The sequence below is a fragment of the Thioclava sp. PTB-PU3-1 genome (assembly GCF_055666785.1).
Map to the genome: position 1 here is coordinate 29,652 of NZ_JBVNVL010000004.1, position 25,345 is coordinate 54,996.

Sequence of the window (25,345 nt, forward strand, 5' to 3'; positions counted from 1 at the left end):
CTCCGTTTCCCGTCGGTCCTGGGGGCCACCATGGCAGGCACGGATTTCAAACCGGTTAACGCCGGTCGCATCGCAAAAAGAGGGAGAAAGTGCAGGATTCTGTTGCAAGGCTCCTGCGGGCCCCGCCTTACGCGGCTAAGCGCAAGGAGTTAAGTTTCGGTTACCCGAGCTGCTTACGCAGCCAGAGCGACCGGAGCACGGTTGTCGTTGGCAACTGTACAAATCGCACCGATAACGGTGGTAGCTCACCGGGACAAAGCAAACATCTTTACACGTTCGTCGATCCTATTTCGGCCCCATTCTCCCCCAACGAGGGTCGATTGGTGGAGCCGCCGGGTACCGCCCCCGGGTCCGATCCGCTTATTACATGCGCGTTTATGCCCATAGTTCCCGTTGCCGGGAACGTCTTGGAATATAGGGGGAAGATCGGGGCGCTTCAAGGCGTCGGATGGGATGGATGCGCATTAACCGGACGTGAACTTGCCGTGCGCTATAGCTCGAGTCGGGTCAAGAACTGGCCACGGAGGGGCGCGATGCGCGACAAGACGATCTTGATCGATCTCAGCACCAGCTATCAGTTCCGCCATTGGCGGCCGATGGGCATCCTGCGGGTGGAGCATGAGGTCTGGCGAGCGTTTGCCGCCCGGTTCGGGGCGCGCGCGGTACCGGCGATCTATGATGGGGCGCGCGGCGGGTTCTATCGCATTCCGCAGGCGATCTTCGAGGAGGTCATCTTCCGCAACGGCTGTCAACCGGAGGCGCCTGTGCGCGCTTTGACTGCGCCGAGGCGCTGGCGCTCCTGGGCGCGGATCGGACGGTTTTTCTGGCGCGCCCGGCGCAGGGTGCGGGCGGTCGGGCAGGGCGGGCGATACAACGAGGCCGAGACCCGCGTGCGCCGCGAGAGCGCCGTGGCGGAGGAATTGCTGCGGTTGAGCGGTGACGAATATGCCCTGATGCGCCGTGGGCTCGTGGCTCTGGAACGGTTCGCGCCGGGGATCGCGCCGCGCATCCGGGCGCTCGATGCGCTCAATCACCGGGCTCATTACGGGCTGGTGCATACGGTCCACGACCAGATCTGCGCGGATCGAAATCGGATCGCGCCGGAAGAAGTTGGCGAGTATGTCTCTGCCGGTGGGTTCTGGGGCGATGCGCGCTACCGGGCCGCCTATGAGATGCGGACCGCTCATGGGTGGCGGCTGAGCTATTACATCCATGACCTGATCCCGATCCTTTGGGGGCATGTCGCCGAGCCCACGACGCGCAAGACCTTTCCGCCCGCGCTGCATTGGATGCTCTGGGGCGTGGATCGGATCTGGACGAATTCAGAGGTGACGCGGCGCGATCTGGTCGCCCATGCCGCCCGCTGCGGCTATCCCGAGTTGCAATCGGAGAAAGTGCGCGTCGTGACGCTTGGCGCGGATGCGCTGAGCGAGACCGCGCCCGCCACCGATCTCGCGGGCCTCTTCGCACATCGCGATCTGGAGCCTGGGGGCTACGTTTTGATGGTCGGCACGCAGGAGCCGCGCAAGAACCATGATTTTGCCTATCGGCTCTGGCGCGAACTCGCTGCGCACCGCGACGATATCATGCCGCTGGTCTGGGTCGGACAGCCCGGCTGGTCGATCGGCCCGCTTCTGGAAATGGTGCGCGCGGATCCCGGCCTGCCGCATGGCGCGATCCGCATCCTCGATGATGTCGACGATGCCGAGTTGCAGGCGCTCTATGCCCATTGCCGCTACACGATCTACCCGTCCCATTACGAGGGTTGGGGGCTACCGGTTGTCGAGTCGCTTTTGCATGGCAAACCCTGTCTGACATCGGATGCGCCCGCCTTGCTCGAGGCGGCGGAGGGTTGCGCGGAGGCGATCGGGTTGTTCGAGGGTGAGCGGTGGCTGGCCCGGGCCGAGGCGCTGATGGACGACGAGGCGGCCTATCGCGCGGCCTGTGCGCAAGCGGAGCGGTTCACGCCGCATCGCTGGGCCGATTTCCGAAAGGCGCTCACCGACGGGTTCGACGCGACCGACAATACAGCCTCAACGCGCAACCCTGCATGGACACAACAGCCGGGCCAGCCGATCCCCTATAGCGAGGATGCCGCATGAAGATCGCAGCTTTCGGTCATTACCCGATCCACCGCCCTCTGCATGGCGGCCAGCGCCGGGTTGCAGCCATCGCCCGGCAGGCGCGCGCGGCGGGCAACATCTTCCGCTACGTCCCGATCTACTCGACGCGCGGCTATCCCGATGGCTCCCCCGATGAGCGCCGCACGGCGGTGCCGGAGGCGCTGCTGCCGCGTCTCCACGATCCGCAGCGCCGTGAGGATCTTCATTTCTCCGACACGCTCAAAGACCATCCGCTGATCGAAGGGTTGATCAGGGAGCTGCGCGATTTCGCCCCCGATGCGGTGCAGTTCGAACATCCGTGGCTATATCCGCTATTCGCCGAGGCGTTGGACCGCGATCCGGTCCTGCGCCGCGCTCGGCTGATCTATTCCGCGCATAATGTCGAGGCCGCCCTGATCGATCCGCATTGGCGAGCGGAGGCTGAGGCGCTCGAGTCCGCGCTCGTCGCGAGGGCCGATCTCACTGTCGCTGTCTGTGAGGCCGACGCGCATCATTTTGCCGGTCTTCCGGGCGCGACAGAGGTGGCCGTCGCGCCAAACGGCTGCTGGGCGCCAGATCCCGAAACGGTCCCGTCCGCGCCGCTAGACGGACCCTACGCGCTTGTCGCGGGCTCAGCCCATCCGCCGAACGCGCGTGGCTATTGGGCGTCCTTCGGTGAAATTCCCGGCTTTCTGCCACCGCGCAGCCGCCTCGCCGTTGCAGGCGGAATGACCCATCTGATCACCGCCGACGACCGCTTTCGGCGGTACGCGCAAATGAACGCGGAATTCGTCGAGCCCCTTGGTGTGGTGGGGGAAGAAACCTTGAGCGGTCTTCTGCATCATGCCCGCGCCATATGCCTGCCGATCACCGAGGGCGGCGGCACCAATCTCAAGACCGCCGAGGCGCTTTTGTCGTGCAAGCCGGTCGTCGCGATGCGCCCCGCGATGCGCGGGTTCGAAGAGGCGGAACGCCTCAGCGGCGTGCATGTCGCAGACGACCCGGAGCAGTTTCGCCGCTTGCTGCGCGATGCCATGACCGGCGCGATAGGCTCGCAGCGCCGTCCGGACGAGGTCGCGCAATATGGCTGGCCCGCGCAGCTTGCGCCGTTGATCTCCCGCTATGAAAGTCTTGCCGCATGAAAGATTTACCTCCGCACCCTGTCGGCTTTGCTGATCCCGATCTCGCCGCGCAGACGCAGGCCACACCCGGCGCGATTGACACCTTGTTCCAGACCTATCTCGGACGGCCCGCGAAAGAGGCGGCGCAGAGCGCGTTGAAGGAGCGGCGCGCGTCCGTCGCCGATGTCGAGCGTGAGTTGCGGGGATCGGAGGAATATCGCCGCAAGGCGCGGCTGCTGCGCGATCACGATCGCAGCCAATACGACGGCGCGATGCTGTATATCGCACCTGCGCGCGCCGTTTTCTGCCCGATTGCAAAGGTCGCCAATACATCGGTCAAGGACTGGGCGCTGCGGCTGGTCGGCGACGGGCGGCCCGAACCCGGCATGTCGCATTACTGGCTCGATTCCGGACAAAGCCAGATGCAGGCGCGCCATTGGGCTTTCGCCGCGCGCGACCGCGTCGATCATGCGCCGGACTGGGTCTCGGTCGCGCTGCTGCGCGATCCCGTCGACCGGCTGGTCAGCTGTTATTGCGACAAGTTCGGACGCAATCGAATGCAGGACTCGGTGCTGCATCACACGCGCCCGGTCTATGCGTTTTTCGCGCGCGGGGGCGATTCAGACCGGGAGATGATCGAACGCGGTTTGAGCTTTCGCCAGTTCTGTTTCTACATCAACGCCACCGCGCGCGAGGTGCAGGACAGCCATTGGGCCGCGCAATGGAGCTACCTGCAAAATCGGCGCTGGGATCGGCTGTTCGCGCTGGAGAAGATCGAGAGTTTCGAGAGTTTCATGCGCGATCGCCTGCCGGAGGAGCATCGGGACATTCGGTTGGGGCTGACCAATGCCGCGCAAAAGGCGCGCGGGCGGCCGTCCCATAATCTCTCCGATGCGCTTCCGGGGGAGTGGATGGGCGCGCGGACGCCGCCCTATGAGGCGTTCCTGACGGACGATATTCGCGGCTTCATCGGCGATTACTACGCGCTGGATGCACGGCTGCATGCGCAGGCGCTTTCCGAGAGTTGAGCCGCGGCGACCTCGCGTCTCAGTCGCCTTCGGCCGGAATGCCAAGAAGCGTGATCGCCACCCCCAATGCAGCGAGCACCCAGAACGCGTAGCGCTTCGTGCCCTCGGTCTGCAGTGCGGCGAGCACCGCTTGCAGCGTGTAGTAGCCGGCGAAGGCGCGCGACGCATAGGAGATGATCTGGAATAGATCGGTCGTCCAGGTCAGCGCGATCCCGGCGCCGATCAACACCGGATAGGCCGCTTTTTGCGGGATTTTCCCGCGCGAGAATTCCGCGATCAGTCCGCCCGCGCCCCCGGTATCGGCCACGGCTGCGGAGAATTGCGCCGCCAGCGCTGCGGCCACCAGCATCGCGGGCAGGATCGGAGCGACGACGCGCATCATGTCGATGATCGCGGTCTCGGTCAGGTTATGGGCGTTGGGCGTGAAGATATAGGCCAGCAGCGCAATATAGACCATGTAGATCGCCGTCGCGAGCATCTGCGCCCATTTCATCGCCGCGACCCGGGTGTCGGCATCGTAGCTCTTGCCCAGATACCGCGCGGTCTCGAACCCCTGCACGGTCACGATCAGGCCGAAGAGCAGCCGCAGCGAGTCCCACGGCCCCAGCGTCGGCGCATCGACCACAAGATCGCCGGCGACGGCCACCTTGCCGAAATAGACCGCCAGCCCGAGGATCAGCCCGGCGATGATCGCGAGTTTGAGCGCGACCGAGGCATATTCCATCTGCTCGAGCCGTTTGAACCCGCCGGAGAACCCGGCGATTGCCACGATCGCAAGCATTGCCGTGGTTACCGCGCGGGCCGCGAAATCCGTGTTCCACGGCGTGAGCGAGACGGCGAAGGCCCCGAACAGGTTGAGGTAATAGGCGACCGAGATGACATAGGCGAAGGCGAGCGCGAGCTGCGCCACCTCTTCGATGCGCTTGATCACGGCGGTGTCGGGCACCTCCTCGGCGCGGATGTTGGCGCGCACGGCCGCGCCGAAAAACCATCCCAGACCGCACAAAGCCGCCATCGCGAGCGGGGCGAAGCTGCCGTAGCGGACCTCCAAAATCGGGCCAAGTACCAGAAAGCCAGAGCCGATGATCGAGGCCAGCGGGGTCACCATCGCGCGCCATTTCGGGCGATCGCGTAGCTGGGGCAGGAACATCGCCGCAAGGACGATCAGGGCGAGAAGGATAATGGCGGCGTCGAGTATCATGGTCTGTCTCAAATGGTCGGTTGGACGCAGCTAGGGCGAGGGGGGCATTAAAAAAGGGCCGCGTCAGACGCGGCCCTTCGCTGTGATCTATTCGGCGCAGTGATCAGAAGCCAGCCTTGATTTTCTCGAACTCGGCGAGCTGCTTTTCGCGCAGTTCCGGCGAGTTCGGCGTCTGGGCGAGGATCGGCGCGTTGATCTCGGTCAGGCCCGCCGTTTCCAGCTGCTCCGGCGGGATCAGCTTCATCGCTTCGGTGTTCGTGTGACCGTAGCCGATCTCGTCGACGAGAACCGGGCCCGCCTCGGGGCGCAGCCATGCGTTCATGAAATCGTAAAGCTTCTCTTCCGAGCCGGGACCGTCCTTGAGGTTCACGAAACCGCAGAACCAGGTCGACGAGCCCTCTTTCGCTTCGCGCTGGAAGGCGACCGGGTAGTTGTCGTCCTGCAGATAGGCGACGCCGTCATTCCACGACCACGCGACCAGCACCTCGCCCGATGCCATCAGCTGTGCCTGCTGCGAGGGGTCGGTCCAGTAGCTTTGGACGTTCTTGTTGGCCTCGCGCAGCCAGTCGGCGGCGGCCTGGAACTGTTCGTCGGTGACATTGGTCCAGTCGGTCACGCCGGTCGCGAGATAGGCCAGCGCCCAGACGTCATCCGAGCTGTCGGGCAGCGAGGTGCGGCCCGCATATTTCGGATTGATGAAGACATTGAGGCTCGCCACGTCTTCGGCCGGGACCTTGTCGGGGTTGTAAGCGATCGCGGTCGCGCCCCAGTCGGTCGGCAGATACCAGACGTTCTTGTCGTCATCGACGAAAATCTTCGAATTCAGATACTTGGGGTCGATGTTCTTGAATTCCGGAATCTTCGAGACGTCCCAGGGTTCGATCAGCCCGGCATCCTTGTATTTCGAGATCATCTGCGAACAGGGATGCGCCGCGTCTGCTTTGAAACCCGAGGCGAGTTTCTGATAGGCCTCGTCGTCATCGCCGAAGAAAGCGTAGGTCGGGCTGTCGCCGTATTTGTCGATGTAAGGCTGGAAGAGGCCGGGGATTTCGAAACCGGCCCAATCGAAGATGGTCAGGTCCGGATCGGCGGCACGGGCCGGGGCGCTCAGCGCGGCCACGGCAATCCCCGCCAGTAGGAGAGCAGAAGTCTTCATTGCATATTCCCTGTTTTGTGTTCGTTTTGTGAAAACGCTAGAGCGGCTTTTTCGCCCTCGCAAGAGGCATTTGCACGGCAGATAGGCAGGAGCCCTGCGGCAAAGTGTGGAAAAGCCTCGACGCGGAGGGGCGTTGCGGAAAATTTGGGCGCGACTGAACCGGATCGGGCGCGGCGCGTAGGGAAAGGGAGGCAAAGGAGACGAGCATGAGTGACACCCCCGTCCTATTATGGCTGCGGCGCGACTTTCGATTCCACGATCACGAGGCGATGGCGGCGGCTGCGAAGACCGGTGCGCCGGTGATCCCGGTTTTCATCCATGACGACCAGGTCGAAGCCTTGGGGGCGGCGGCGAAATGGCGGCTCGGCCTCGCCGTCGAGGCCTTCGCGGGCAGCCTCGCGGAGAAAGGCTCGAGGCTGATCCTGCGCAAAGGCGATCCGCTGAAGGTTCTGCAAGCACTGATCGAGGAGACAGGAGCAGGCGCGGTTTACTGGTCGCGCCGCTACGACAAGCCGGGCCGCGACACCGATACGGAGGTCAAATCCACGCTCTCCGAGGACGGGGTCGAGGCGAAGAGCTTCACCGGACATTTGTTGTTCGAGCCGTGGACCGTAGAGACGAAAACGGGCGGGCCCTACAAGGTCTATTCGCCCTATTGGAACGCGGTGAAGGGCACGGACATCCCGCCGGAAGTTAAGACAGTGTCTGAGCTTCGTGCTCCAAATAACTGGCCGAAAAGCGAAAAGCTGGACGACTGGAAGATGGGCGCGGCGATGCGGCGCGGTGCGGCAATCGTCGCGAAACATGTGAATGTCGGCGAGCGCGCCGCCCAGTCGCGGCTGTCGAGTTTCCTGCGTGATCGCCTTTCGGACTACAAGACGCAGCGCGACGTGCCCGCCTCGGGCGGCACCTCGGGCCTGTCGGAAAACCTGACCTATGGCGAGATTTCTCCGCGTACGATCTGGCACGCCGGGTATCGCTACATGAGCGAGGACAATCAGGGCGCCGAGACCTTCCTGAAGGAGCTCGTCTGGCGCGAATTCGCGTGGCATCTGTTCTTCCACTGGCCCGACATGGCCGAGCGCAATTGGCGCGAGGAGTGGAACGGTTTCGACTGGCGGCGCGATAATAGTGACGCCGAGGCATGGCGGCGCGGCATGACCGGCGAGCCCTTCGTCGATGCGGCGATGCGCGAGATGTATGTCACCGGCACGATGCATAACCGCGCGCGCATGATCGTGGCCTCCTATCTCAGCAAGCACCTGATGACCGATTGGCGGGTGGGGCTGCGCTGGTTCGAGGATTGCCTGATCGATTGGGATCCGGCGAGCAACGCGATGGGCTGGCAATGGGTGGCCGGGCCGGGGCCGGACGCGACGCCTTATTTCCGCGTGTTCAATCCCGAGACGCAGCTCGAAAAATTCGACAAGGACGGGCGTTACCGGAAGGATTTCATCGCCGAGGGACAGGCCAACCCGCCCGAGACGGCGACGGATTATTTTGAAGCGATCCCAGAGAGTTGGGAGTTGTCGTTAAACCAAAAATACCCCGAGCGCCTGATCGATCTCAAGAAAGGCCGAGAGCGCGCCTTGGCCGCGTATGAGCAGCACAAAGGCTAGGTTGCCGCGGTAATTGAGAGTCTTAGATCAAGGCGTCGGATGTCGCCTTGATCCGGGTCTCGCGGCCCATGAAATCCAGCAGCAGCCAGACCCGTTTCTCGGCATCGACCTTTTCGACTGTGGCCACGAAATCCGCGAAGGGGCCGGTCGCCAGCGTGACCTCGTCTCCCGGCGCGTATTCCGGCAGCGGCTGCAGCTGGTCCTCCGCGTCGCAGCGCGCCTGCAGCGCCTTGATCATCGCGTCGGGGACTGGCGTCGGGCGCCCCGCAAGCGCCACGAGCCGCGTGATCCCCTGCGTGCCGTTCACCGCGCCCAGACGCGCCGATTTCTCTTGTTCGCGCACGAAAAGATAGCCCGGAAAGAGCGGCGCACTGCGGGTCACGAATTTGCCCGACTGGCGACGCGTCGTCTCTACCATCGGCAGGAAAATGTCGAACCGCTGCCGCTCCAGATTACGCCGGGCGATCGCGGCGCTGTTGGGCTTGAACTGGGCCACATGCCACGCGCGGGCCGGGCTTTGATCGGTCATGAAAGGGCTTTCTGTTCAATCGGATTACGCCCGTATTGGCTGAGGGATCGGGCGCGGAAAGTCAATCAGGCAAGGCGAACCTGCGCGAAAACGTGCGCGCTTAGGTTGTCCGATCCGAAGTTAACCTTGCGTTAGGGATGCCTGTGCCAGGCTCGTGGCAGGCAGAAAATCTGCCGCTGTTTTGGGAGGATACGCATGATCACTCCGGTTCTTCTCGCGGGCGGATCGGGCACTCGCCTATGGCCACTGTCCCGGCGCAGCTACCCGAAGCAATTCGCAGAACTGACTGGCCCCAAGACGCTGTTTCAGGCCACGGCCGAACGGCTGTCGGGCGAGGGTTTCGCGCCCCCCGTGGTCCTGACACAGTCCGATTTTCGGTTCATAGTGACCGAGCAGCTCGCCGATACCGGGATCGACCCGGGCGCGGTGATGCTCGAGCCCGAGGGCCGCAACACCGCGCCCGCCATACTCGCGGCCGCGCTTTGGGTCGCGCAAAAGGCCGGGGAGCAGGCGCTGATGCTGGTCGCTCCGTCGGATCATGTCATCGCGGATCCAGACGCGTTTCGGCATGCGATCGCGGCGGCGGAGCCAGCGGCGCGGGCAGGGCGGCTGGTAACTTTCGGCATCACGCCCGACCGTGCGGAAACGGGGTATGGCTATCTCGAACCCGGTCGCGAGGCAGATGCGCAGGGCGTCGTGCCTTTGCTCCGGTTCATCGAGAAACCCGACATCGCGCAGGCCCGCGCGATGTATGAGAGCGGGGATTACCTGTGGAATGCCGGGGTGTTCCTTTTTTCGGCAGGGGCAATCCTCGACGCAGCCCGAACCCATGCGCCGACGGTTCTCGCTCCGGTTGAACAAGCCTTTGCCGCGGCGCGCGCCGATCTGGGATTTCTGCGCCTCGATCCGGAGGCATGGAGCGACGCCCCCGACATCTCCATCGATTACGCGATCATGGAGCGGGCAGAGACTGTCTCCGTCATGCCGGTGCAGGCGGGCTGGTCCGATCTTGGCGACTGGGAAGCGGTGCGCCGTGCGAATCCGGGGACACGCCCGGATGGGGTGACGCTCTCGGGGCCCGCGACGGCGATTGACTGTCGCGACAGCCTGCTGCGCTCCGAAGATCCGCGTATCGAGATGGTCGGGATCGGGCTTGAGGACGTGATCGCGGTGGCGATGCCCGATGCGGTGCTTGTCGCGCATCGCTCGCGGGCGCAGGATGTGAAAGCGGCGGTCAGCGCGCTAAAGGCGCGAAACGCCGCGCAAGCCACGGATTTTCCACGCGATCACCGGCCCTGGGGCTGGTTCGAACGCCTTGTGCTCAGTGATCGTTTTCAGGTGAAGCGGATCACGGTCAAGCCCGGCGCTGCGCTCAGCCTGCAAAGCCATCACCACCGGGCGGAGCATTGGATCGTTGTGCAAGGCACCGCGCTGGTGACGCTGGGCCCCGAGACCCGCCTCGTGACGGAAAACGAATCCGTCTACATCCCGATCGGCGAGACGCATCGGCTCGAAAACCCCGGGAAGCTGCCGATGGTGCTGATCGAGGTGCAGACCGGCGCATATCTGGGCGAGGATGACATCATCCGCTACGAAGACGTCTACATGCGCTTGGCCGGCGAATAGCGGCCAACTCGGCGGTGCACCGCCACCCGTCCGTGCAAATCTGCGACAGCTCCTTAAGAAAGCGTGAATTCGCGTTTCGGAGGAGTGCGACTCTCTGCTAGGTCTCCGATTGATTGTGACCGAGCCGGATTTTTGCAGACATGTTGGTGCGCCCCTACCGCTCCCGTTTCCTCTTCCTCGCGATGGCGAGCAGCGCGCTCGCAGGGGTCGGGTTTGGTCCCGCCTGCGCGCAATCCGCCGATCGCGCGTGGGGCTATAACAGCTATGGCATCCCCGGCCTGATCGACATGCCTGTCGCGGGCAGCCGCGAGGATGCGGAGCTCGGCTTCAACGTCTTCACCTTCGCAGGACAAACCCGCGTCTCGGCCGCGTTCCAGATCACGCCGCGCCTGTCGGCAGGCTTCCGGTATTCGACGATCAAGAACTACATGGGCGGCGATACGCTCTACGACCGCAGCTTCTCGATCCAGTATCGTTTCCTCGACGAGGGCCGCCTTCGGCCCGCGATGGCCATCGGTATCAACGACATGACCGGCACCGGTGTCTATTCCGGCGAATATGTCGTCGCGACCAAGTCGGTCACGCCGAAACTGCGCGCGACGGCGGGGATCGGCTGGGGGCGGCTCGGGTCGAATAACGGCTTCGACAATCCGCTGGGCGTGCTGGGAGATCACTTCAAGACACGCGGCGAACGCACCGGGGCGCAGGGTGGGACATTCCAGCCGCAGCAATGGTTTACCGGAGATGCGGCGCTGTTCGCTGGTGTCGAATGGCAGGCGACCGACCGGCTGCGGCTGATGGCGGAATATTCCTCCGACGCCTATACGCGCGAGGACGGCCCGACCTTCGATCGCAAATCCCCGATCAATATCGCCGCGCAGTACAAGCTCAGCGACAACGCCTCGATCACGGCGGGTTATCTCTACGGCACCGATCTGAGCGTACAGTTGAGCTATGCGCTGAACCCCAAACACAACGCGCATCCGAGCGGGCTCAATGACGCGCCGCCGCCGGTCGTACCGCGAGCTGGCGTCGAGGCGGCGCAAAGCTGGACGAACGATCCGGCCTATCTCGCGGCGAAGCTCCGTCCGGGCTTGGCGCAGCAAGGCCTCGTGCTGGAAGGCGCGAAGCTCAGCGGTTCCACCCTCGCGATCCAGATCCGCAACGATCGCTACAACGCGCCGCCCGAGGCGATTGGGCGCGCCGCCCGCGTGCTGAGTGCGCAGGCCCCGGCGAGCGTCGACCGGTTCGCGATCACTCTGTCGGAAAATTCGCAGCCCGTCTCGACCACGACGATCCGCCGTGACGATCTCGAGGCCTATGAATTTCACCCGGTCGGCGGCGAGCTGATGCGAGCCCATGCGCAGATCGATGGCGCGCCCGCTCACCTTCCGGATGCGCCCGGGACCTATCCCCGCTTTTCGTGGAATGTCGGCCCGTATCTGCGCCCGGGCCTGTTCGATCCCGACGATCCGATGCGCGCCGATCTGGGTGTCAGCGTCAATGCGCAATACGAGATCGAACCGGGTCTGCTGCTGTCCGGGCGCGTGAACCAGAAGGTGATCGGCAATCTCAATCAGGCGAACCGGCCCTCGGACTCGGTGCTGCCACATGTGCGCTCGGATGCTTGGCTCTATTACAAAGGATCCGGCCCTACGGTTCCCGAACTGACGGGGGCCTATTTCTTCCGTCCCGGTCGCGATCTCTTCGGGCGAGTGACGGCAGGCTATCTGGAGCCGATGTTCGCGGGCGTCTCGACCGAGCTGCTCTGGGCGCCCGAACACAGCCGCCTCGCGCTCGGGGCCGAGCTCAACCGGGTGCGCCAGCGCGGCTATGACCAGCGTTTTGATCTGCGCGATTACGAGGTCACGACGGGCCATCTGTCGGCCTATTACCAGTTCACCGACCAGTTCTATACGCAGCTCGATGTGGGCCGGTATCTCGCGGGCGACTGGGGGGCGACGCTGAGCTTCTCGCGCGTTTTCGACAATGGCTGGAAAGTCGGCGTCTATGCGACGAAGACCGATGTGTCCTCGGCAGATTTCGGCGAGGGCTCCTTCGACAAGGGCTTCATGATCACGATCCCGCTGCACTGGGCGACGGGTCAAACGACGAAGCAACGTTATTCGACCGTGATTCAGCCGATCGTGCGCGATGGCGGGGCGCGGCTGGGGGTGTCGAACCGGCTTTACGGGATGGTGCGCGAGGATCAGCCCGCCTCCTTTGACGGCAATTGGGAGCGGTTCTGGCGATGAGATCACTCGTTTTCGGTGCGGCGCTGCTTGCGCTGGGGGGCTGTGCGCAGCTCGAAAATCTGAGCAATACCGTGACGCTCTCGGGCAGCCGTTCCGCGGGGCAGGGCGCGACTGCGCCGACTGCTCCAGCTCAAGGCGAGGGCATCGGCGTGAAGGTTGTGACGCAGACCGCTCCCGCGCGCGGGCTCGAAGTGGTCATCCCGTCGCGCGACGCCAATGCGACCCTGTCTCTGGCCGGGCGTAACGGCACGGTCGAAACCTGGCGCACGGATGACGACATCACGGTGTCCGTGGATCGTGGCGTGGTTGTTGCAACCAGAGGTTTAGGCGATGATCTGATGGCCGCGGACTCCGGACCGACGCTCGCCGCCCTTCGCGGGACGAAGATCGGCGCCTATCGCCGGACCTACCGCTTCCTCACGGCGGACAACCATTCCGATTATGTCCTGCTTGGCTGCGAAATGACGACAGCCGGAAACGAAACCCTCGCGGGGCAGAATTTGCTGCGTCACGAAGAAAAATGCAGCAATCCGAAAATGACCGTCACCAATATTTATTGGACCAATAAAAAGGGACGGGTCCAAGCCGGGCGGCAATGGGTTTCCCCTACTGTCGGGCAGATCGCGATTGGTGTGCTCAACTAAGCCGGTTGAACCGTTCGGGATTAATTAACCCTATGGTTCACCAAAAGATTAATATAAGATTATCATGTCTTACCTATCCCAACCTAATCGGAGGTTTCGATGACGAAGTTCTTTACCGGTGCCATTGCAGTGGCAGCTACTCTCGCCGGCGCCCTTCCGGGTGCGGCCCAGGATCTGCAAGCGCCGGCCAATCTCAGCCATGACGCGCTCGTCGCTTGGGCAAAAGCCAATAACGTTTGTGAAACGGCCGTTTCCGATGCCGTTTACAACGCCGACGGGAACGTCGCTGTGACTTGCACGCCCAAGGCGACGAAGAGCACTCTTAGCGGCGCCACCCCGGTGGCAGCGGTGATCATTGGTGTCGGTCTTGCAGCGGCTGCGATGGGCAGCGGCGGCGGTACCAATGGGACCAACGGGACCAACGGCACGAACTGATCCGTTCGAGCCGAGAATAAGAAGGGCCCCGCATCTGCGGGGCCTTTTTGATTCGGGCTAAACCTAAGTCAGGCCAGAGAAACTGTCCAAATGGACAGCGGCTCCAGCAACTTTATTTCATGCCGATTCGCGCATCCTGTGATATGACATATTTGTGACGGGTATGAGGTGAATGGGGATTCACGCGATGCTTACGGGACTCGCAATTTTTCCTCTCGCGGCTCTGGTGTGGATGATGCTCTGCGAGAGTGTTGCACCTATGCAGGACGAAGCGCCGTATCGCGAGGTGGCTAAGTAGGGACCGCTTGGGCCGGTTACGGCCCCGGCGAGGTGGTGACGAGCGCCGATCCGCGCAGGATAGGTAAGACTCAATGCGCCAATCAGCGCTCGGCGCCACCTGAAAAGATACACGCAGACATGCTGCGCAACTTTGCGGGCCGAGTTGATAAGGGCCTATTTGCGTTAGATTTTTACCCGTTCACGGCGGGAAGTCGCCATCGCGCGACGCAATTTGCTGCCAAGCGCGACGCGGCGGTAGATCAGCATGTAGCAGACGAAGACCACGCCCACGCCTGCACCGAGGGCTGCGGGGGAGGTCGCGCTGAGCACAGTGATGGAACATGCGATCAAGCTGAGCGACCAGAGCACAACCGAGGTGATCGGATTGCGCATCTCCGGGCGTCCGAGCGACTCGGCGATTCGTTTCGCGCGGCTGCGATAGACGAGGCTGTGGAGATGCAGGCGGTCCGCCGCCCCAGGATGCGTGCCGTCCCGCTTCACGCGACGCCGGATCGAGACCACGGTTTCGATCCACGGATAGGCGAGTGCGAGTACGGCGATCAGCGGGGAAATCTCATGATTTCGGGCGGGAAGGACAATTCCGATCACCGCGAGCACGAACCCCGTCGCATAGGCCCCGGCATCGCCGTAAAACAGCTTGCCGGAGGGGAAATTCATCACAAAGAACCCCGCAATCGAGCCGATCATCAGCAGACAAATCGCGAGGATCGGTCCGTCATTGGTCTGTCCGGCGATCACCGCGAAGGCGGAGAAAACAATGATCGCGGAGCCGGATGCGAGCCCGTTCACGCCATCGATGATGTTGAGCGAATTGGCGATCCCGCCGATCGCGATGGCGCTGAGCGCGATGCCGAAGGCCGGGTAGTGGAGCAGCACGTAGTCGAGGCCGGGAATATCCGAGCGATGAATATGATAGCCGGATACGAGGCAGAAGATCAGCCCGGCGCACACGGTGGCGATCAGGCGCCATTTAGCAGAGACTTTCTTGGTAATGTCCTCGATCGCGCCGGAGCCGAAGGCGGGAATGGCGCAAAGGCAGATCGTCCACCAGAGCGCCTGCGTCTGCGCATCGAGCGTCAGGCCGGCAGCCAACGCGCCTGCGAGGAGCGCAAAGCCCCCGATGCGCGGAGTTGGAGCTGCGTGGATTTTCTGGACACCATGATCGCCGTCGAGCGTGAGTTTGCCATGAAAGCTCTTGGTCGCAACGATCAGCACCGCCATTAACAGCGACGCAACAAAAGCTGTCACAACATACTCAAGACCAATCATACACTGCCCCCCGGCAATAAAAATCATTATCGCGGTGGCAAATCTTAATATTTTGCTAACGCGATAGAGTGAAAAATACTGAAAATCGTACGAATACCGTCGATAGAGAGATACTTAACTTTGTTCCCGGGGGTCAACGTCCTTTCACACGCCTTAGGCGAGTATTCGCGACAACGCCTCATCACCTCTTCGTGAGACCCGGGGTGACGTTGCGTCGCCTGAACGGTGTCACGAACGCGATGAAATCAATCCGGTTTCACGCTGTGCGCTGCTCGCCACAAGGTTGAAAGGCTTGGCGGGCGATTCATGCCGAAGTATGAATGGGCGGTTGAAAACAGCGACAGCTTCTCTATTCAGAGGCGCTAGATGAAGCCCGTCTCAGGTCCCTTGGCCGAGGAATGGGTGGCAGGCATAGGTAACGAGGCTCAGGAGGGCACGATGGGGGCAATGACGAGGATTTTCGCGGCGCTTTGCGCGTTGCTCTTTTTGGCCTCCTGCGACACCTCGGCCACAAATTTTCCGGTCAACACCCGCAATGTCAGTTCCGTCGAGGATCCGGCGGCGGGCGATGTCGCGATCGTTCGGCTCAGCCTCGCCAATGTTGCCACCTTCGGCGCACCGTCCGATCTGAGCGGCGGACGCACGACGCTGCCCTCGAGCGACTACTGGAACTACCGGATCGGGCCGGGCGACCTGCTTGATATCGTGGTTTACGAGCATCCCGAGCTGACCTCGCCCGCGGGTTCGACCCGGACGCCCGCCGAGGGTGGTCTGCGCGTCAATTCGGACGGCACCTTCTACTATCCCTATGTCGGCAATGTGCGCGCCGCGGGCCGCACGCCGGAGCAGGTGCGCGCCGATCTCTCGCGCCAGCTGAAGGAATTCATTCCCTCGCCGCAGGTGTCGGTGCGCGTCGTGGGCTACAATTCGCAGACCGTCTCCGTCACCGGCGAGGTGGGCAAGCCTGCGCGGATCCCGCTGACCTCCAAGTCGCTGACGCTGCTTGATGCGATCAACGAGGCGGGCGGCCTGAATGAGACGGCCGATGCGCGCCAAGTGCTCGTTCGCCGCGGCGGGCGAAGCTACGCGGTCGATCTGCAGGCTTTCCTCAATCAGGGCATCGCCTCGAACAACCCCGTGCTGCGCAATGGCGATGTCGTCTCGGTGCAGCGCGCGACGAAGCTCGAAGCCTATCTGCTGGGTCAGTTGGTGAAACCCGGCCCGATCGATCTGACCAAGGACGATGTGAGCCTCACCGAAGCCGTCACCTTCGTCGGCGGGCTGAACACCAATCAGGCCGATGCGCGCGGTGTCTTCGTGTTCCGCGACAGCCCGAGCGGGGTGATCGTGTTCCAGCTCGATACGTCGAGCGCGGCGGCCTACGTGGTCGGCACGAAATTCTTCCTACACCCGCAGGACGTCGTCTATGTCACGACCGCACCAGTCGCGAAATGGAACCGCGTGGTCTCCAACATCCTTCCGACGCTGAGCACGGCGCGCGCGGCCTCCGCGCTCGCGAACTGATCCATGGCGAAAGTCGGATCCATCCTCGTCGTCTGCGTCGGCAATATCTGCCGCTCCCCGGTGGGCGAACGGCTTCTGGCCGCGGCCCTGCCGGACTGCAAGGTCAGCTCGGCGGGCATCGGCGCGGTTGTTGGCGCGAGCGCGGACAGGACCATGAGCGAAGTCGCGGCGGAACACGGGCTGAGCCTTGAGGGTCACGTCGCGCGCCAGTTCACCGCCGAGATCGGCGCCGAGCATGAATTGATCCTCGCAATGGAGGCGGGCCACAAGCGCGAGATCTCGCGTCGGGCGCCGCAACTGGGCGGGCGGGTGATGCTGTTCGATCAGTGGATGGGGAGCAAAGGGATCGCCGACCCGTACCGGGAGCCGATCGACGCCCATCGCAAGGCCTTCACCGAGATTTCCGCCGCGAGCGAGGCATGGGTCTCGCGGCTCGCACCGAAACGGTGATCCGCGTCACGGCGGCATAGGCGCGGTTTTGAATAAGCATTTGAGAGTTTGAACGGGACAGATGAAGCAAATTTCCGAAATGACGCAGAAACACGCCGCGCAGCCCGAAGTCGAGGATGACGAGATCGACCTGATGGCGCTGGCTGGCGCGCTTCTGGCGGGCTGGAAATGGATCGCGCTGGCTTTCGTCGTCGCTGTCGTTCTCGGTGCCTTCATCGCGCTGCGCAAACCGGTGATCTATCAGGCCACCGGTCTCCTGCAGCTCGAGCAATCGCAAAACGCGTTGGCGGCACTCCCGACCTCGATGCAGGACATTCTCGGCAGCGACGGTGGCGGCAAATCGGAGGCGGAAACCCAGATCGCGATCATGTCGTCGCGGCTTGTTCTGGGGGAGGCGGCCAACAAGCTCAATCTGCAGAACTTCGTGATCCCGCAGCGCTTGCCGGTGATTGGTCTGCTGCCGACCAATCTGCATCTGCCCGATCCGGGACTGCTCGATCAGTATCAATGGGGCAATGAGAGCCTTCAGATCGGGCGCATGAAGGTGCCGGAGCAATGGCTGGGCGAGATGATCGACCTGCGCGTCACCGGTGCGGATAGCTACGAAGTCACGCTGCCGGACGGGACCGATCTCGCTGGCACGGTGGGCCATGAGATCACGGCGCGTGATGGCGATTTCACCTTGGCCGTGGCGTCGATGGATGCCCCGACCGGACGGGAATTCTACGTCGGGCGGCAGTCTCTCAACGCCGCGATCAAGACGATGAAGGAGAATTTCTCGGTCTCCGAAAGCCCGCGCGGCTCGAACATCCTTCAGACCTCGTATCAGGACACCGATCGGCAGCGGGCCGAAGCGATCCTGAATGCGATCGCGACCTCCTTCGTGGAACAGAATATCGAGCGCAATTCGGCTTCCGCCGAGAACAGCCTCGATTTCATCGAGAAGCAGCTTCCCGACGCCCGCCAGAACGTGTCCGACGCGGAGCAGGCGCTGAATGCCTATCGTCAGAAGCAGAAATCGGTCGACGTGAAATACGAGACCCAGGCCCTGCTGGAACGCGTCACCAAGATCGAGGGGGAGCTGTCCGCGCTCGATCTGAAAGAGGCGGAGCTGAAGAACCAGTACACGGTCAATCACCCGGCCTATCAGGCGCTGCTGCAGAACCGCAAAGAGCTGCAGGCGCAGCTCGATCAGGCGAAGAAGGCGACCCAAGGTCTGCCTGAGACGCAGAAGGACATCTTCAACCTGCAGCGCAATCTCGAAGTGGCGCAGCAGGTCTACACCCAGCTGCTGAACCGTTCGCAGGAACTGAAGGTCGTGCGCGCCTCCACGGTGGGTTCGGTGCGCGTGATCGACAAAGCCTATGCGAGCACGATTCCGGTCGCGCCGCGCAAATCGCGGATCGTGGCCCTCGCAGCCATCCTCGGCCTGATCATCGGCGCGGCCATCGTGCTGATCCGTCGCGCGCTGCGCCGGGGGATCAAGGGTGCCGAAGAGATCGAGGCGCTCGGCCTTCCGGTCTTCGCAACCGTCCCCTTCGCACAGGAAGCCGCCGATCTGCGCAACCGCAAGGGCGACCTGCCGATTTTCGCATTGGAGCACCCCGAGGCGGTCGCGACCGAGGCGCTGCGTTCGTTGCGCACTTCGCTGCATTTCGGGCTGCTGGATGCGCAGACCAACTCGATCCAGATCACCTCCGCCGCGCCGGGTGTCGGCAAGACCTTCATGTCGATCAACCTCGCCGTGGTCGCGGCGCAGGCGGGGCAGCGGGTCTGCGTGATCGATGCGGATATGCGCAAAGGCTACCTCGCGCGCTTCCTGCATCTGCCGAAAACGGTTGAAGGCCTCTCCGACTATCTCGGCCATGAAAAATCGCTGGCGGAGGTAATGCGCGACGGGCCTGTCGAGGGGCTGAAGGTCATCACCTCGGGTCGTTACCCGCCGAACCCGTCTGAACTGCTGATGCGGGCCGAGTTCGGCACCATGCTGAAACAGCTCGACGGCGAATTCGACCTGATCATCATCGATGCGCCGCCCGCGCTGGCCGTAACCGATCCGGTCGTGATCGGACGCTCCGTGGGCGCAAGCATCGCGATCGCGCGCCATCTCGAGACGATGCAAGGCGCGGTGCGCGCGGTGCAGGCGAGCTTCGAAGCGGCGGGCACGTCGATTACCGGTGCGGTCCTCAACGGCTTCAAGGCCGAGGCGAGTGAGCGCTATGGCGGCCATTACCAATATCATTATAACTACCGCTACAGCTACAAATCCGACGATTGAGCGGGGGCGTCCCGTTCGTGACTCGGACGGGAGGCGCGAATGCTGCGAAAACTGCTGGGCCGGGCGAAAATCTCGAAGCTCGGGATCACCACGCCCGAGCCGCGTCCGGACCGTCACGGCATCGCCATCGCCGCGATCGTGCGCAACGAGGCGCGGTTCATCGGCGAATGGGCTCGGTTCCACCATGCGGCAGGCGTGCGGCATTTCGTGATCTATGATGACGCAAGCACGGACGAGACCCGCGCGGTGTTGCAGGACACACTGCCGCCCGAGGCGCTCACGATCATTCCCTGGGCGCAGCGGCTCAGCGATATCCGTCTCGGGCGCGAAATCCACAATCAGGTGCTCGCCTACGCGCATGCGGCGGGGAATTTCGGCGGCGATCACCGCTGGATGGCCTTCATCGACGTGGACGAATTCCTGATCCCGACCGCGGGCGACGATCTGAACGCCGCACTTGCGCCTCTGGGCGATATCCCGAATGTCTCGCTGCCGTGGCACATGTTCGGCTTCTCTGGCCATGACACGACGCCTGAGGGTGGGATGCTCGCCAATTTCACCACCCGTGCGCGCGATCCGATGGGCGACGCGCCGGGGCTGCGGGCGTTCAAGATGCTCGTCGATCCGTGCCGCCTGACGGCGCTGCGCGTCCATTCGATGGAGACCGAGGACGGGCAGGCGACGTGGAACGACGCGGGGGTGAAATCCGACATGAGCGCGCGCGACAAGCCGGAGTTCTACTCCACCGCCGCCGTGCAGCTGAACCACTATTACACGCGCTCGAAAGCCGATCTGGAGGCCAAGATCGCGCGCGGGCCGAACCTTGTGGCCAAGCGTGAGGCCTATCGCCGTAAGGTGATGCGTACCGTGAACAGCGTCGAGGCCGACACGGTCGAGGATACGCGCGCCCGCGATCTGGCCGCGCGGCTCGGGATCACCGGTTAAGGATCCTTGCGCCAGTTCTCCTCGACCCATTTCGTGGGCCAGAGGAAGTGGCGCAGGTGGCGCAGCATCGAGCCGTCCCGTTCGCCGCGCAGGCCCGCCTTCACATGCTCCATCGGTGTCATGTGGGTCGAGCGGCTGTTCCAGCGCCCCTCGATCGCGTCGATCGGGTTCAGCCCGCCAGGGAAGATCACGACCTTCGCATCTTTCGGCAGTTTCGGCGGCGCGAAGAAGTTCATCGGGAATTGCCGGATGCAATGCCACTTGAAGGTCGCAACCCAGCCCTTCGGCCAGAACTTCACGCCGCCCGGCGTGCGCCGCGTCACGAAACGCTGCTCGAAGACGTATTTTTCCGCCGTGCCCTGCGGATCGGCGAGGAATTCCTCGCGCAGCGGTGCCAGCTTGCCAATCGGGAAACGGTAGAGCGAGGTCTGGCCCAGCCGCTCGAACGGGGTGTTCGGATTGCGGGTCAGGATGACGTCATCGGGGTCGCCATATTCGAACATCGCATCGAGATTGCCGGTCACGACCACGTCGAGGTCGAGAAACAGCACCGGCCCGGATAGCCCGCCGAGGTCCGAGCGCCACAGCCGCGACTTGCCCCAGATGCCCTGACGCACATTGGGCATGTCGCAATCAAGCTCGGGCAGGGGCATCGCGGTGATGCCGGGATCGAGCCCCTCGAACGTGTCGGTGAAGCAGTAGAAATCGAAGGGCGGCGTCACATGGCGCGCTACCATTCCGTAGAGGCGGTTGACGTAATCGACGCCGTATTTCTCGCCCCAGCGGATACAGATGATCTGTTTCTTCATGCGACACCTTTTTGAGTTACGCGCCCTCAATAGCCCCAGCGGGCGGGGCCGTGCAATCGCGGATCGGAGCGGTCAGCGGAAGAAGCGCGGCCGCAGATGGGCGTTGAGCTTTTTCGCCAAGCGCTTGAGCGGATGCATCTTCTTGCCGCGCGTGCGCCCGATATCCTGCAAATCGGCCGCATCGAGCCCATAGGCGGGCAGGCGGGCCGCAAGGTCGTCGGCGCTGTCATTGTCGAGATCGAATTCCACGTATTGATCCGGCTTGTCGGCCATATAGGCGCGCACATCGGCCAGATGCGCATCCCATTCCGCGCGCCATTGATCCTTCAGTACTTCGAGATCGGTCAGCCCCCGTGCCGCCAGTTCGCGCTTGGCAAACTCGCCATGGCCATGCTTGAGGCGCGAAGCGATCCAGCCTTCGCGGTCTCGGAAGTTCAGCAGCAGGATCGTGTCGGGATAGTCGCGCAAGATCTCACGGAAGGCTGTCGCGCCTTCCCAGCTGACGGTGCCGTCGCTGTAGATCAGGTCGCAATAGAAGGTGAAATCCTCGGCGCTGGCAAAGACCTTTCGCCCCGCGGCGAGGTTCTCGCGCATCATCCGGCCGATGCGGCGCGGCACGGGGCGGCCTTCGCGGATCTTGTGGTGAACGGTGGGATGGTCTGCTGCGCGGAACAACTCTGCCAGCGAGCGCGTGCCGCATTTGTTGAAACCGATTGCGACGACGCGCGGCAGGGCGTGCGGTTGCGCGGAAGCGGCGCGATCTTGCATGGCGACCTCGGAGCGGGTGAGACAGGAGCGGCGATAGCCTAGCCTCTCCTATCCCATCTTGGGCGGACCGTTTCAATCGCGCTTTGCGCGTCTGGCGACCCGCCGCAAGCCGGTTACATCCGCAGCCGGAAGTAGCTCATCTCGATATTGCCTTCCATTCCAGTATCGCAATGACCGAAACGCGAATTGGAGGTGCCGTCGATCTTGCCGCCGGAGACAATCGCGACGCCTTCGATCCCGTCGGCCTGCGCCGAGAAGCTCACATCCTTCACCGCGAGGATCTGGCCGCCGAAGAACGAGATTTTCGCTGCCGAGGAGACACCGCCCATGGTGATCAGCTTCGCGCCGCCGTCAGGTGCACAATTGTCATCGCGCCCAATGCGCAACCCCTGCGGAGCAGAGAAGCTGCGATCATCGGTCGAGGTGTTCGCGAAAATCGCGTTTTCGAGTGCAACGCCATTGCCGAATTTCACCGGGCAATCCGCGATCACAGCGACTTCCGAGATCACGGCGGGATCGGTCGTCACGGTGTCGTCGACTTTATTCGGGACCGAGATCGTCACGCTCGAATTACAGTTGAGCACATAAAGATTGCCGGGTTCGAAATCGGTGGTGTCGAGCTTGGTGCCGGTCAGCACGGTCGGGCTCTTGTTGGTGATGTAGGCGGGCAGATAGCCGGTGCCGTCCCGCATCGACTCGATGATCTTTGGAATGCGATCGATGACGCGCAGCTTGTAGAACGAGGTGCGCAGCGCCTCTTGCAGCCCGTCATTCTTCGTGAAGCCCGAGGCGGGAATGTCGAGCTTGCTGGTGTCGGGCATCGACACGATCGCGCCGCTCTCGAAGAGGTTGTTCTGATTGAGCGAAACATATTGCGCCGCATAGAGGCAGAAGCCCGAAGCGAAGCTGTTGCCCGATTGCAGGTCGATAACGCCTTTCGCGGCCAGACCTTCGGTGAGGCAGGCGGGCTGATAGGCTTCGGCCACGGCGCCGGTGTTGATTTGCCAACCGTCCTGACCGATCACCTTGCCGAAGAAGGTGGGTGCGGCGTTCGCGCGCTCGGTCGTGCGATGGGCCATCACGCGGACGGCCGGGCTCAGATCGAGGTCTTCGGCGTAATCCGTGACGAAGCGGTGATTGGTCGCGTCGTAATAGCCGAAGGTCACGTCGTCTTTGGTGATCACCGAAGTCCCGTCATCGGAGGCGAGGTTGGAATGGGCCAGCTCGGCCGCACGGGTCTTCGCCTCGTCTTTGGTGATCAGCGGGTCGGATGAGAGGTACATCGCACCGAGCGCCGCTGCATCGGCCGCGTCCTGCATCACCACCCGATTGCGATAGCCGTTCGAGACGTCGAGCGCGAGGCTGCCGACAGCGAGGAACAGGATCGTCCAGAACAGCGAAAGCTGGGTGATCATGCCATCTTCTTCAGCGGTAAAATCGGTAATCGTTACGCGGTTCATGTCAGGACTCCATGTAGCGGTAGTCGTGGACCGTGAGGTCCATGTTGAGAACTCTGGTGAAAAGACCTGTAGCGACGAGTTCGGACATCGGGATCGTGACGCGGGTCTCGATGATCCCGTCGGTGACTTGCGTGTCGACCGTGTATGTATTTTCGTCATAGGGCAGCAGGGCGCGCAGACGCGCCATCGTGTCCTCGTCATTCTCGAACCGCCCGACCGAGTAGGCGCGATCGACATCCTGCACGATACCGAGGATCCGTGACTGTGCGTTGAAGATGAGGGAAACGTCGACGGTCGCGGCGAGCATCCCGATAAACAACGGCAGCCAGAGCAATGCTTCGATCGTTGTGGCGCCGTCTTCGGCGGAGAAGAAACTCTTTAAACGCTTCAAGACAGGACGCCCCATGGTTGAAAACGGTTGATTAACTATCTCCAGTTGCAAAAAGCGAAACTACCGCGGCGTAAATATGGCGAAATTGCGAAAATGGGGCTGAAATTGATCGGAATCGACACATTTGGGCGCGCGATGCTTCGGGCTGCGGTCTTTGCAGCGCGACGTTGCGCCGGTCCCCGGCGCCGCCTACAACGCCCCCAGACCACAGCTTAATTCGGAGCTCGCCCATGACGCCCGCCGCGCGCTATGCCGCCGCCATCGATATTCTCGACCGCATCCAGACGGGCGAGGTGGCCGAGCGCGCGCTGACCAACTGGGCGCGCGGCCACCGGTTCGCGGGCTCCAAGGACCGCGCGGCGATCCGCGATCACGTCTTCGATGTGTTGCGCTGCAAGGCGAGTGCCGCGCTTGCCGGGGGCGGGGCGCAGGGACGCGCCTTGGTCGCCGGGCTGCTGCGGCTGCAAGGCGTCGATCCCGCAACGGTCTTCACAGGCGAGGGCTTTGCGCCTGATCCTCTCTCCGACGAGGAGCGCGCGGCCCTGTCCGAGCCTTTGCCCGACGCTATTGCGCAATTGGACTGGCCCGACTGGCTGCGCGACCAGCTTGCCGCCGATCTCGGGTCCGACTTCGACACCATTTCCGAGGCGATGCGCGCCCGGGCGCCGGTCTTCCTGCGCGTCAATCTCGCAAAAGCAGACCGCGCCGAGGCGATCGCGGCGCTCGCGAAGGACGGGATCGAGGCGTTCCCGCATCCGCTCGCAGGGACCGCGCTGGAGCTTGGCGAGGACGCGCGGCGCATTCAGCAGGCTGAGGCTTACACGAACGGTCTGGTGGAGTTGCAGGATGCGGCGTCGCAAGCGGCCATCGCCTCTGTCCCGATCGCGGCGGGTCAACGCGTGCTCGATTATTGCGCGGGCGGCGGAGGCAAGGCGCTGGCGCTGGCCGCAGCCTGTCCCGAGGCGCAGATCGCCGCGCACGACATTGATGCGGGGCGGATGCGCGATCTGCCCGTCCGTGCGAAACGGGCTGGGGCGAAAGTGACCCTGCGCGCGCCGGGCGATCCGGGGACGGGCTATGACCTCGTCTTGGTCGATGCGCCCTGTTCGGGCTCGGGGACCTGGCGCCGGACGCCGGATGCGAAATGGCGTCTGAGCGCTGCGCGTCTGACCGAACTCGTGACCCTGCAGAGCGAAATCCTCGACGCCGCCCGCGACCTCGTCGCCCCCGGCGGACGTCTGGTCTACATGACGTGCTCGCTTCTCTCGGTCGAGAATGGCGCACAGATCGCCGATTTCGTGACGCGTCACGGCTACAAAGTCCTGTCTCAGCGGCAATTCACGCCGCTCTCCGGTGGCGACGGGTTTTTCGTCGCCCAGCTCCAGCTCTGATTTTTCTGCCACTTTTGTCGGCCGGTTCACGGCTCCGTGATTGA

21 protein-coding genes and 1 other RNA gene are annotated in these 25,345 nt (G+C 63.2%); 13 read left to right on the forward strand and 9 right to left on the reverse strand.

Translation table 11 applies throughout. From position 1 onward, the window contains the following. Positions 1-88: 88 nt before the first annotated feature. Positions 89-444, reverse strand: a transfer-messenger RNA (tmRNA) gene (gene ssrA, locus ACZ7GB_RS12085). A gap of 89 nt (positions 445-533) precedes the next feature. Here ssrA and ACZ7GB_RS12090 point away from each other — a divergent pair. The 3 genes from ACZ7GB_RS12090 to ACZ7GB_RS12100 are packed head-to-tail and all read left to right on the forward strand — an operon-like array spanning position 534 to position 4,251. Further along, complete coding sequence (locus ACZ7GB_RS12090) at positions 534-2,102, forward strand: glycosyltransferase family 4 protein (RefSeq protein WP_472158862.1); 1,569 nt, start codon at positions 534-536, stop codon at positions 2,100-2,102. Next, complete coding sequence (locus tag ACZ7GB_RS12095; RefSeq protein WP_472158864.1) at positions 2,099-3,244, forward strand: glycosyltransferase; 1,146 nt, start codon at positions 2,099-2,101, stop codon at positions 3,242-3,244. The genes ACZ7GB_RS12090 and ACZ7GB_RS12095 overlap by 4 nt, the downstream gene beginning before the upstream one ends. Next, positions 3,241-4,251, forward strand: a complete 1,011-nt coding sequence (locus tag ACZ7GB_RS12100) for a sulfotransferase family 2 domain-containing protein (protein WP_472158865.1) — start codon at positions 3,241-3,243, stop codon at positions 4,249-4,251. The genes ACZ7GB_RS12095 and ACZ7GB_RS12100 overlap by 4 nt, the downstream gene beginning before the upstream one ends. Positions 4,252-4,270: 19 nt before the next feature. On the opposite strand, the gene ACZ7GB_RS12105 is transcribed toward ACZ7GB_RS12100, so the two are convergent. Together ACZ7GB_RS12105 and ACZ7GB_RS12110 are read right to left on the reverse strand one after the other, a co-directional pair. After that, complete coding sequence (locus tag ACZ7GB_RS12105; RefSeq protein ID WP_472158867.1) at positions 4,271-5,452, reverse strand: hypothetical protein; 1,182 nt, start codon at positions 5,450-5,452, stop codon at positions 4,271-4,273. A gap of 103 nt (positions 5,453-5,555) precedes the next feature. Beyond that, on the reverse strand, positions 5,556-6,608 hold the full coding sequence (locus tag ACZ7GB_RS12110) for an ABC transporter substrate-binding protein (protein WP_078550536.1): 1,053 nt from the start codon (positions 6,606-6,608) through the stop codon (positions 5,556-5,558). A 206-nt stretch (positions 6,609-6,814) separates the two neighbouring features. On the opposite strand from ACZ7GB_RS12110, the gene ACZ7GB_RS12115 reads away from it, so the two are divergent. Next, the gene (locus ACZ7GB_RS12115; protein WP_472158868.1) at positions 6,815-8,227 is read left to right on the forward strand and encodes a cryptochrome/photolyase family protein; all 1,413 of its coding nucleotides are present in this window, start codon (positions 6,815-6,817) and stop codon (positions 8,225-8,227) included. A gap of 22 nt (positions 8,228-8,249) precedes the next feature. On the opposite strand, the gene nusG is transcribed toward ACZ7GB_RS12115, so the two are convergent. Beyond that, on the reverse strand, positions 8,250-8,756 hold the full coding sequence (nusG, locus tag ACZ7GB_RS12120) for a transcription termination/antitermination protein NusG (protein ID WP_472158869.1): 507 nt from the start codon (positions 8,754-8,756) through the stop codon (positions 8,250-8,252). Positions 8,757-8,951: 195 nt separating this feature from the next. On the opposite strand from nusG, the gene ACZ7GB_RS12125 reads away from it, so the two are divergent. The 4 genes from ACZ7GB_RS12125 (at position 8,952) to ACZ7GB_RS12140 (ending at position 13,716) form a co-directional block, all read left to right on the forward strand. After that, a complete protein-coding gene (locus tag ACZ7GB_RS12125; protein WP_472158870.1) occupies positions 8,952-10,382 on the forward strand; it encodes a mannose-1-phosphate guanylyltransferase/mannose-6-phosphate isomerase in 1,431 nt (476 codons plus the stop codon). A gap of 140 nt (positions 10,383-10,522) precedes the next feature. Continuing rightward, positions 10,523-12,637: a YjbH domain-containing protein gene (locus ACZ7GB_RS12130; RefSeq protein ID WP_472158872.1), complete on the forward strand. Its 2,115-nt coding sequence runs from the start codon at positions 10,523-10,525 to the stop codon at positions 12,635-12,637. Continuing rightward, on the forward strand, positions 12,634-13,281 hold the full coding sequence (locus ACZ7GB_RS12135) for a YjbF family lipoprotein (RefSeq protein ID WP_472158873.1): 648 nt from the start codon (positions 12,634-12,636) through the stop codon (positions 13,279-13,281). Before ACZ7GB_RS12130 ends, ACZ7GB_RS12135 begins: the two co-directional genes overlap by 4 nt. Positions 13,282-13,380: 99 nt before the next feature. Continuing rightward, on the forward strand, positions 13,381-13,716 hold the full coding sequence (locus tag ACZ7GB_RS12140; protein WP_078541095.1) for a hypothetical protein: 336 nt from the start codon (positions 13,381-13,383) through the stop codon (positions 13,714-13,716). A 462-nt stretch (positions 13,717-14,178) separates the two neighbouring features. Here ACZ7GB_RS12140 and ACZ7GB_RS12145 read toward each other — a convergent pair whose 3' ends face one another. Next, positions 14,179-15,264 (reverse strand): MraY family glycosyltransferase, encoded by a 1,086-nt coding sequence (locus tag ACZ7GB_RS12145; RefSeq protein ID WP_472158875.1) that lies wholly within the window; start codon positions 15,262-15,264, stop codon positions 14,179-14,181. 387 nt (positions 15,265-15,651) lie between these two features. Here ACZ7GB_RS12145 and ACZ7GB_RS12150 point away from each other — a divergent pair, with 387 nt between their 5' ends. The 4 genes from ACZ7GB_RS12150 (at position 15,652) to ACZ7GB_RS12165 (ending at position 20,482) form a co-directional block, all read left to right on the forward strand. After that, on the forward strand, positions 15,652-16,809 hold the full coding sequence (locus tag ACZ7GB_RS12150; protein ID WP_472158876.1) for a polysaccharide biosynthesis/export family protein: 1,158 nt from the start codon (positions 15,652-15,654) through the stop codon (positions 16,807-16,809). Positions 16,810-16,812: 3 nt separating this feature from the next. Continuing rightward, positions 16,813-17,259 (forward strand): arsenate reductase/protein-tyrosine-phosphatase family protein, encoded by a 447-nt coding sequence (locus ACZ7GB_RS12155; RefSeq protein WP_472158877.1) that lies wholly within the window; start codon positions 16,813-16,815, stop codon positions 17,257-17,259. 61 nt (positions 17,260-17,320) lie between these two features. Then, on the forward strand, positions 17,321-19,537 hold the full coding sequence (locus ACZ7GB_RS12160; RefSeq protein ID WP_472158878.1) for a polysaccharide biosynthesis tyrosine autokinase: 2,217 nt from the start codon (positions 17,321-17,323) through the stop codon (positions 19,535-19,537). Between the two features lie 39 nt (positions 19,538-19,576). After that, positions 19,577-20,482, forward strand: a complete 906-nt coding sequence (locus ACZ7GB_RS12165) for a glycosyltransferase family 92 protein (protein WP_472158880.1) — start codon at positions 19,577-19,579, stop codon at positions 20,480-20,482. Here the strand turns inward: ACZ7GB_RS12165 and ACZ7GB_RS12170 are convergent. From ACZ7GB_RS12170 to ACZ7GB_RS12185, 4 genes are all read right to left on the reverse strand, one after another. Then, positions 20,479-21,291: a glycosyl transferase gene (locus ACZ7GB_RS12170; RefSeq protein WP_472158881.1), complete on the reverse strand. Its 813-nt coding sequence runs from the start codon at positions 21,289-21,291 to the stop codon at positions 20,479-20,481. The two genes, ACZ7GB_RS12165 and ACZ7GB_RS12170, sit on opposite strands and share 4 nt — an antisense overlap. A 72-nt stretch (positions 21,292-21,363) precedes the next feature. Continuing rightward, positions 21,364-22,059, reverse strand: a complete 696-nt coding sequence (locus tag ACZ7GB_RS12175) for a sulfotransferase (RefSeq protein WP_472158882.1) — start codon at positions 22,057-22,059, stop codon at positions 21,364-21,366. A gap of 113 nt (positions 22,060-22,172) precedes the next feature. Further along, entirely contained in the window at positions 22,173-23,519 is a 1,347-nt protein-coding gene (locus tag ACZ7GB_RS12180; RefSeq protein ID WP_472158883.1) for a TadG family pilus assembly protein, read from the reverse strand. Position 23,520: 1 nt separating this feature from the next. Beyond that, on the reverse strand, positions 23,521-23,910 hold the full coding sequence (locus ACZ7GB_RS12185) for a TadE/TadG family type IV pilus assembly protein (protein WP_158522156.1): 390 nt from the start codon (positions 23,908-23,910) through the stop codon (positions 23,521-23,523). A gap of 230 nt (positions 23,911-24,140) precedes the next feature. Between ACZ7GB_RS12185 and ACZ7GB_RS12190 the strand changes: the two genes are divergently transcribed. After that, positions 24,141-25,301, forward strand: a complete 1,161-nt coding sequence (locus tag ACZ7GB_RS12190; protein WP_472158884.1) for an RsmB/NOP family class I SAM-dependent RNA methyltransferase — start codon at positions 24,141-24,143, stop codon at positions 25,299-25,301. Positions 25,302-25,345: the final 44 nt, after the last annotated feature.